The sequence below is a fragment of the Arachidicoccus sp. genome (assembly GCF_050436765.1).
Taxonomy (GTDB): domain Bacteria; phylum Bacteroidota; class Bacteroidia; order Chitinophagales; family Chitinophagaceae; genus Arachidicoccus.
On sequence record NZ_JBNQGD010000201.1, the window covers coordinates 8,376 to 11,026 of the forward strand.

3 protein-coding genes are annotated in these 2,651 nt (G+C 28.7%); all 3 read right to left on the minus strand.

The window, feature by feature from the left end; genetic code table 11:
* On the minus strand, positions 1 to 291 hold a 291-nt coding region (locus tag ACQR30_RS08955), incomplete at its 3' end, for a hypothetical protein (protein WP_429734188.1).
* A gap of 96 nt (positions 292 to 387) precedes the next feature.
* Positions 388 to 1,608: an O-antigen ligase family protein gene (locus tag ACQR30_RS08960; RefSeq protein ID WP_429734190.1), complete on the minus strand. Its 1,221-nt coding sequence runs from the start codon at positions 1,606 to 1,608 to the stop codon at positions 388 to 390.
* 86 nt (positions 1,609 to 1,694) lie between these two features.
* A partial coding sequence (locus tag ACQR30_RS08965) for a hypothetical protein (protein WP_429734192.1) occupies positions 1,695 to 2,651 on the minus strand: 957 nt, incomplete at its 5' end.

Genomic DNA, 2,651 nt, shown 5'->3' on the forward strand with positions numbered 1-2,651 from the left:
ACCTTTTCCACTTACACGTGGAAATTTCAATAAAATACCCCTTTTCAATAATTCTACATTTAAAGTCAAATTATTTTTTGGGTCTATTGCAGCCTGACCGATTATTTTAACTTCTCCTATGCCATTTGAATTCATATAATTTCGAACACTTGCATCTATTAAACCAGAAGTTAAATATAATCTGATATTGTTATTATATCCATATATATTTGTTTTTTTCTCCCCAGTTGCCTTTACAAAAAACAAACTAAATAATATAAATAAGAAATAATTTCTAAAAAAATTTTTCATGATAAAATTTTTAATATATGAAATTTGTTTGTTTGAATAATGTTATAAAGAATTACAACTAATACAAAATTAGCAAATTGAATTAGAGTAAAACAATTAATTCAAGTTCAAGTTATTTTTTTTATAGGATGCAAATATGAGACCCATCGGTAAAAAAATTAGGATTGAAACATAAAGCGCTCCCGAAACCAAAGATTGTGCCAGTCCTTGTATTAGGATAATGAAGATGAAAATATTCGAATAATCTCGTTTACACATATATGCCGATCTCTTGAATGCGCCTATAAGAACATAAAGGAATAGCAACACCCCAACGACACCCGTTGCCATTAAGATTTCCAAGAAAATCTCATGTGGGTAAATACTAGAAACTTCAATTCTTCCTCCTATAATCGGGTGTTGCCAAAACTCTCTTTTCGCAGCATCCCAAAGTACCCCTCTTGTTATGTCTCCATTATCTTCTGTAAATTGCAATCTGTCAAATAAAAGGCTTCCTGAAACGGCAACACCATATACTAGTAAAGGAACACATATACTAAATATTAAAATGAGTTTTAACTTAGTTGCAACTTTACTGTACACAAAAAAAAGTGGAATGCATAATATAATTGCCAAGATCGATCCTTTGGAGGACCCCAATAAAAACAATATTATACTTAATAAAATATTTATGACAGTATAAATTTTATATTTAAAGGTCATGCCTTTTTTATATAAAATCTGAAATATGCATAGCATAATAGTTAAGGAAGCCGAATACGACAGGGCCAATGGAGTTAGCGTATTTCCCTCATCCCTATTCATCCCTAAGCGCCCCATATGGCCAGAAAAAATTGTCGCCTTATATTCAAAAATACACACAAGAGCCATCATAAAACCCGAAAGAATTAAGGCATCCAGAATTACTTTCTTATTATTATCATTAAAATCAATTGAACTAAACATAAAAAAAGGCAATACACAAAAGTTCAAAAAGTAAAGTACATATTCAAACCATTTAAGACTATATGGCATAAGAGGTCCAAATATTCCAAAAGACAATATTATTTTAATAATATAAAGTACTGCAAAAATCTTGAGGGTAATTAAAATATTTGTTTTCCTTGACGAAATATTTCTACTTTTTAAATTATTGTAATGTTTAAAAATATAATGTATCATCAATAATGATGAAAATATCCTTAAGGGAATTGAATATACTATGGTAGTATTTAATCCTAGTCCAATTATTATTGCCAATCCTGCATTATATCCAGAAAAACTAAAAAAGGCAATAAAAAATAAAGTAAAATTCTCTTTTATGGCTTTTAATCTCATCGTATATTTAATATTACTATAGTCACCCTTGAAAATTCATATAATGAAAATGAATTTTAATTAAATAATTTTAATCAATTTATTAACTAAGACACAATTCTTTTAAATAATCTCTTCACGGAGAACAAAATTCTTTGAAAACGCCCAGCTTTCAACAAGCCGCTTGATAAAAAATTTGTATATGTAAAGGTTGATCTAAAAACTCCAACTTTAAATTTATCATATATACTTTCGAAATCATGATTTTGAACAGTATAATCAAAACATCTCCTTCCAAATTCATGAATGCGCTCCATACTTTCATTCACTTCGTCAATTGAATATAATTTATTACTTACATGGAACCTTTCAACAGCCAAATCAAATCCAAAGCAATCAAACAACCACAAATACTTTTTCTGTCTATTTTTAAAAAAACTATATTCAGTTGTTGAAGGTGCTAATAATACCGGAATTCTTCTGCTTGAGAATTCCAAAGCAGAAGTGCCCATTGAAATTCCAAAGTCTATGTTTTCTTTTTGTAGATAATCCGATAAGCTTCTGCCCTGAATCACCCCTGGCATAATTAAATTTCGGCCCAGTCTCTCTTTAAAACCTTCTAATTTACTTAGATCTTCTCCGTTTCCTATAACATGTAAAACAATTTTATTTTCAGCATCGCGATTATAAGTTAGTACGTCATTTAAAACTAAAATCAATATTTTAATTTTATCTTTATCTAACCTGCTAATCCAACAAACATTAATGGTTTTAAGTGTTCTGTTTGTAAACTCAATTTTTCTCTGATTATTCAAGTAATCTGCATTTACGAATATAGGAATCGGCAAATAATTTGGTTCAAATTTTAGATTGAATAATTTTTTATTGGTCAAAAAATTTCTCAGGCTCATAAAATAAATGCCAAAATTCTCGTGTCCAATGCTGAGAAAACTGTTTATCTTTTTAAAATGTTGAAATTCAAAAACCTCAAAAATCCTACTTATTTTCTCTAGCATAATGCTTTTGTAAAAATAAGAAAATGCCGTTAATTCAAGAACAGCATA

Excerpts from the sequence above, each read along its gene's own strand:
- ACQR30_RS08960 (WP_429734190.1), bottom strand. The coding sequence starts at position 1,608 with ATGAGATTAAAAGCCATAAAAGAGAATTTTACTTTATTTTTTATTGCC.